Below are 4,627 nucleotides of genomic sequence, written 5' to 3' on the forward strand. Positions count from 1 at the left end.
GTCATCGATCAACACTACGGCGCGAGTGAGCGACCTGGGGTCGGCATCCTTGCCGGTAAGGCCATCCACTTGGTCCAGATGCCGTCGCTGGTTCAACTCGTCATGCGCTTGGCACTGGCCGTGCCATTCTGGAAGTCCGGTATCCTCAAATGGGAGGGCTTTGGGAGGCTCAATGATACCGCGGTCACCCTCTTCACGGATGAGTTCATGCTGCACCTTCCCGGCGGCCCTTATCACTATCCGCTGCCCACGGTGATGGCCTTCATGTCCGGCTGCGGCGAGATCACCTTTCCGGTGCTGCTGGTGCTCGGCTTGGCCACCCGCTTTGCCGCCCTCGGGCTGCTGTTCATGACCATCATTGTCGAACTCACCGTGCCCGACGGCTGGCCGATCCATCTCACTTGGGCGGCGATGGCGCTCGGGATCATGGCTTGGGGTCCGGGCCGCATCTCGGCCGATCATCTGGTGCGAGGAATCCTGCTACCGAAGCACAGGTAAATGAGGGAGGGTCCTTACGCCGTTGCTTCTCGTGCCGAAGCATTGCACTTCGCGTTCGCAAGACGATTTGAACTCCAGGAAGCACTCCACGGTCAAAACAAAGAAGCGGCGTCCCCAGCCGCAGCTCCGTGCACGATTGGCATCAAGTCGCTAAAGCCATATCGTCAATGCGCGGCGTCTGACGGCTTGGCTGCCGCAAATAGTCGTGCACGACCTCGCCCATGCCGAGCGTCAGGTCGGCAAGGATGTGGATCGCGGAGACCACCTCGAGCACGGGTAGCTCGGCGACGGGTGCCAGGGCGTGAGGGAACAGGTGGAGCGCCGCTGGCCCGGTCCACGCGCCCTTTATCGCGACGTCCTCGAGATGATATTCGACCAGCTCGCAGATGCGCGGCGTGCCGTCAACATGCGGAATGATCTTGAGCAGGAAGTTCGGAGCCGCGAGCGAAGCTTTGACTTGCCCGAGGTCGGCCTCGCGGTGCTTGTAGCCCATCGTGCCGGTCGCGACCCGAAGCGGCCCGTAGTCCAGGGTTCCGACGAGCGCGTCGATTTCCGTTCGCAACGTCGGCTGCGCCAGTTTCTTGGGAAAGCCCCAGAGTTCGCGGCCGCCGGCGATCGGTCCCTCGTCGTTAAGGAACATGCAGTGGGTGTAGCCGCCCCTGCGGCCGCGGAACGAGACTGGAATCACCTGACCGCTCTCTGTGTAGTCGCCAAACCCGTTTGAATCCGGCATACGGATGAATTCATACTTTACCAGCGCCTCGCGCTCGTCGAGTTCGAGCGGTGCCGGCACAACTGCACGCAGCTTTGCCGGATCGGTCCGGTATGTGATGATCAGATATTCGCGGTTAACGAACCGATACGGGCCGGGGGGGTAAGACGGGCTCGTAAGCGGCATCGCGAAGGCACGCTCCAGTACTTCTTTCTCACGCATGTTCTAATCCTCTTGTCTTGGGTTTTGCGGGATTGCCTACTCGCGACCGTCACGTTCGAGATCGAACGTGAAGACACCGTCCAGGCTCGTGGGGCGAGCAAGAACTTCGGGATGACGAAGCGTGCGGACGGCATCGTGATATCCCGCGCGCCAATGGTCCTGCATCGACAGCCGGGAAAACTCGTAGTCCTTCGAGTGGCCTTCGTAGTTCTGTGCCCGGTAGATCAGGTGGATGATGTTGTAGACCTTGTCGCTGGCGACCGATCTGAGGATCTCCAGATCATCATTCTCCCCGATATCGGGAGGAAGCCGGCGCAGCAGCGCCGCGATTGCACGCTGGACGCGGTGCACGCTCTTGAATTGACCGGTGCTCGCGCGCGTGCGGCTTGAGAACTGAATCTCTTTGTGCCGAGTGGCGACTTCCGCCAGATTGCGTGGCAGCGCGCCATGCGAGCTCCAGAGATCGACCTGAAATGCGAGCGTATCCTCGCGACGGGGATTGCTCTCGATCACCCACTGTAGCGGCGTGTTGGACACGAGGCCGCCGTCCCAGTAGTGCTCGCCATCGATCTCGACCGCCGGAAAGCCGGGTGGCAGCGCCCCGCTCGCCATGACATGCTCCGGGGTGATCTTGTGGGTGTTGGTATCGAAGTAGACAAAATTGCCGGTCCTGACATTGACCGCGCCCGCACTGAAGCGCGTCATTCCGGCATTGAGGCGATCAAAATCCACCAGGCGCTCAAGCGTGTGCTTGAGGTCGCCGGTGTCATAGAAGCTGGTTGCCCCGAGCGTTCCGCCCGGTTGGAGCCATGGCACCACGGACCGCGCAGAGAAGAAGCCCGCGGCGCCGCAGGCGATCGCGAGATTGGCACTCATCTGGTTGAGAAGATTGCGCGTGTCGTCACTCCTCGCCAAATCACCGAAGGGATTGCCGAGCCAATCCCAGGGGGCGCTCGACGTCACATGCGCCCAGAATTGGCGCAGCCTCTCGACGCGGGAATTGGGCGGGTTGCCGGCAATGATGGCGGCGTTTATCGCACCGATCGAGATGCCGGCGACCCAGTCCGGATGGATGTCGGCTTCCGCCAGCGCCTCGTAGACGCCTCCCTGATACGCCCCGAGCGCGCCGCCCCCCTGCAACAGCAGGGTAACGCACTCGAAAGGCAGTCGCCGTTCTGTAGTCATCAGGTGTGGTCGAGGCTGAAAGTTCATGCGTGCTCTCTTTTTGACGGGTTCGGGCCATTTGCGAGTTTTTCGATCTGCTCGGGCTCGCGTGGCCTGCTTTCTGTGAAGGCCGGTTCACATTCTGGGTTGACGAACTAAACTATACGGTATAGTTTATATAAGGCACGAATGAGCCTGTCAAGGAAATCGGCTCACACGTCCCGCTCAGCTTCTTGTGAGGGCCGTATGTCGCTGAAAACCGGCGCTTCCCTCGCAGGCCCGCGTCGAGCGAAATCGCAAACATGATCCATCAAAGGAGTGATGAGCTATGATTTCGAAAATCGCACGTCCTACCGAAGTGCTGGCATTGTTGCTTTGCGCCACAACCGCTGCTGCGCAGGACAATCGCGGCACCCCCGGGCAGAGGGCCGCGTGTGCGCCCGATGCCTTCAGACTCCGCATCAGCTACATCCCCGATCCTGCCAGGGTCGAGCACTGCCCAAGGCAGAACAAGTCCGATCTCAGCGACGCCTGCCGATCGGTCTTCGAGCAAAGCGCCGGCCCGGTGGCCAATGGAAGCAAGTAGCTGCATCCGGCGGCTGCATGCGAGCCGCCATCAAGGAGATACGAAGATGGATATGTTCTATATTCCCGCGCTTGCGTCGTTCTCGGGATCGGCTTCCGGTACGCTGGCGTCGATCGTCACCGGCTGGGTGACCCAGCGCCGCAAGGACCGCGTCCGTCACAGCCTGCGGGCCACATCACAGCGCGAAGAGCTTTACAGAAGCTTTATAGAGGAAGCATCGCGACTCTACGCGGACGCCCTAGTGAACGACAAGTCCGAGGTATCAAAGCTCGTCAAGCTCTATGCCTTTATCGCGCGGATGAAAATTCTTTCAAGCGACGCCGTGGTCGAGGCGGCCGAGAAAGCGGGGCGGTTGATCCTCGAAACCTATCTGTCTCCGAACCGGACCTTAGTCGACCTGCCCGACCTGATCAACGAGATGGATCCGTTGCGCGATTTCAGCGAGGCCTGCCGCCGCGAATTGCAATCGGCCGACCGGCGCTGAGGTTTCCGACAATGCTGCTGCTTCGGTATTTTGGCTGGGTGGGAGGCTTCCTCGTCGCGGCGCTTCTTGCGGCCAATTGGTGCTTTTCCACCCCGATTGCCCCTGCACCGCGCTCTGGCGTTCCGTTCGACCAGAGAATCAACATCCGGATCCATACGGATCATAAATGGCCTGAACGCGTGGTATTCGACACGACGCGCTCGACCTTGGCACAAAGAGGCGGCGCACGGACTGACGTTGGCGGACGCGAGACTCCCGTTCTGACGAAACGCCAATCGTTCGACGCATTCGCGGAGATGGCGGCTTTGCCCGGCAAGCCATGTTTTCGACGGCCCTGCTCCGCCGGTCTGGCTGCAGCACGGGAGGTCTCACCAATCAGGAATAGCGCATCAATTCAAGATCGCTCACGCCCGTCGACTGTGGCGCGCAAGGGCCTCACTTTCCCCAATCGGCTTCACAAGCCGCAAGGAAGAAGTTGACGCGTTCGCGCACGAACGCTGGCAGTTCGCTGCGGAGTTCTTTCGCTCCCTCGCCCATCAAAGCCCGCATCATCATTGGCAGCAGAATGAGATCCATGAAAATCTGCGCGGTGGCGACGCTTCGTTTGGGGCCGAAGGGTCCCTTGGAGCCGCGCGACGGCGTGTGGGTCGCATCGCTCAAGACGTGGGACACGGCAGCGGCGGCTCGGTCGCGTCCGTGTTCGTGGACGTGGCGGCTCAACGCCGGGAACCGGTCCGCCTCGGCAATGGTGGCGCGGGTGATGCCTATCGTCTCATCAATGAATCGTTCCACGACCTCGGTGCCGAGACTCGCTAGCTTGTCCGGCACCGTGCGTCCCTTGGGCTCAAAACCCTTGAAATTCGTCAATCCGTCGAGGACGCGGGCGACGACCGCCTCGAACAGCGCCTCCTTTCCATCGAAGTGGGCATAGATCGTCGGCTTGCTTGCCGGCGCCACTTCC

The 4,627-nt window shown here is 61.1% G+C and carries 6 protein-coding genes; 3 read left to right on the plus strand and 3 right to left on the minus strand.

Annotated elements, in window-relative coordinates; genetic code table 11:
- Window positions 1–45: 45 nt before the first annotated feature.
- On the plus strand, window positions 46–498 hold the full coding sequence (locus JOY90_RS11425; RefSeq protein ID WP_291691251.1) for a DoxX family protein: 453 nt from the start codon (window positions 46–48) through the stop codon (window positions 496–498).
- A 142-nt stretch (window positions 499–640) separates the two neighbouring features.
- On the opposite strand, the gene JOY90_RS11430 is transcribed toward JOY90_RS11425, so the two are convergent.
- Together JOY90_RS11430 and JOY90_RS11435 are read right to left on the minus strand one after the other, a co-directional pair.
- On the minus strand, window positions 641–1,432 hold the full coding sequence (locus JOY90_RS11430; RefSeq protein ID WP_291691246.1) for an acetoacetate decarboxylase: 792 nt from the start codon (window positions 1,430–1,432) through the stop codon (window positions 641–643).
- A 36-nt stretch (window positions 1,433–1,468) separates the two neighbouring features.
- Window positions 1,469–2,644: a DUF3734 domain-containing protein gene (locus JOY90_RS11435; RefSeq protein WP_291691247.1), complete on the minus strand. Its 1,176-nt coding sequence runs from the start codon at window positions 2,642–2,644 to the stop codon at window positions 1,469–1,471.
- Between the two features lie 280 nt (window positions 2,645–2,924).
- Here JOY90_RS11435 and JOY90_RS11440 point away from each other — a divergent pair, with 280 nt between their 5' ends.
- Together JOY90_RS11440 and JOY90_RS11445 are read left to right on the plus strand one after the other, a co-directional pair.
- Complete coding sequence (locus JOY90_RS11440) at window positions 2,925–3,182, plus strand: hypothetical protein (RefSeq protein WP_291691248.1); 258 nt, start codon at window positions 2,925–2,927, stop codon at window positions 3,180–3,182.
- 46 nt (window positions 3,183–3,228) lie between these two features.
- On the plus strand, window positions 3,229–3,666 hold the full coding sequence (locus JOY90_RS11445; protein ID WP_291691249.1) for a hypothetical protein: 438 nt from the start codon (window positions 3,229–3,231) through the stop codon (window positions 3,664–3,666).
- Between the two features lie 435 nt (window positions 3,667–4,101).
- On the opposite strand, the gene JOY90_RS11450 is transcribed toward JOY90_RS11445, so the two are convergent.
- On the minus strand, window positions 4,102–4,627 hold a 526-nt coding region (locus tag JOY90_RS11450), incomplete at its 5' end, for a TetR/AcrR family transcriptional regulator C-terminal domain-containing protein (protein ID WP_291691250.1).

The sequence above is a fragment of the Bradyrhizobium sp. genome, from assembly GCF_019242285.1.
Classification (GTDB): Bacteria; Pseudomonadota; Alphaproteobacteria; order Rhizobiales; family Xanthobacteraceae; genus Bradyrhizobium.

Coding starts and splice junctions, on each gene's coding strand:
- JOY90_RS11430 (WP_291691246.1), bottom strand. CDS start 1,432: ATGCGTGAGAAAGAAGTACTGGAGCGTGCCTTCGCGATGCCGCTTACG.
- JOY90_RS11435 (WP_291691247.1), bottom strand. CDS start 2,644: ATGAACTTTCAGCCTCGACCACACCTGATGACTACAGAACGGCGACTG.
- JOY90_RS11440 (WP_291691248.1), top strand. CDS start 2,925: ATGATTTCGAAAATCGCACGTCCTACCGAAGTGCTGGCATTGTTGCTT.
- JOY90_RS11445 (WP_291691249.1), top strand. CDS start 3,229: ATGGATATGTTCTATATTCCCGCGCTTGCGTCGTTCTCGGGATCGGCT.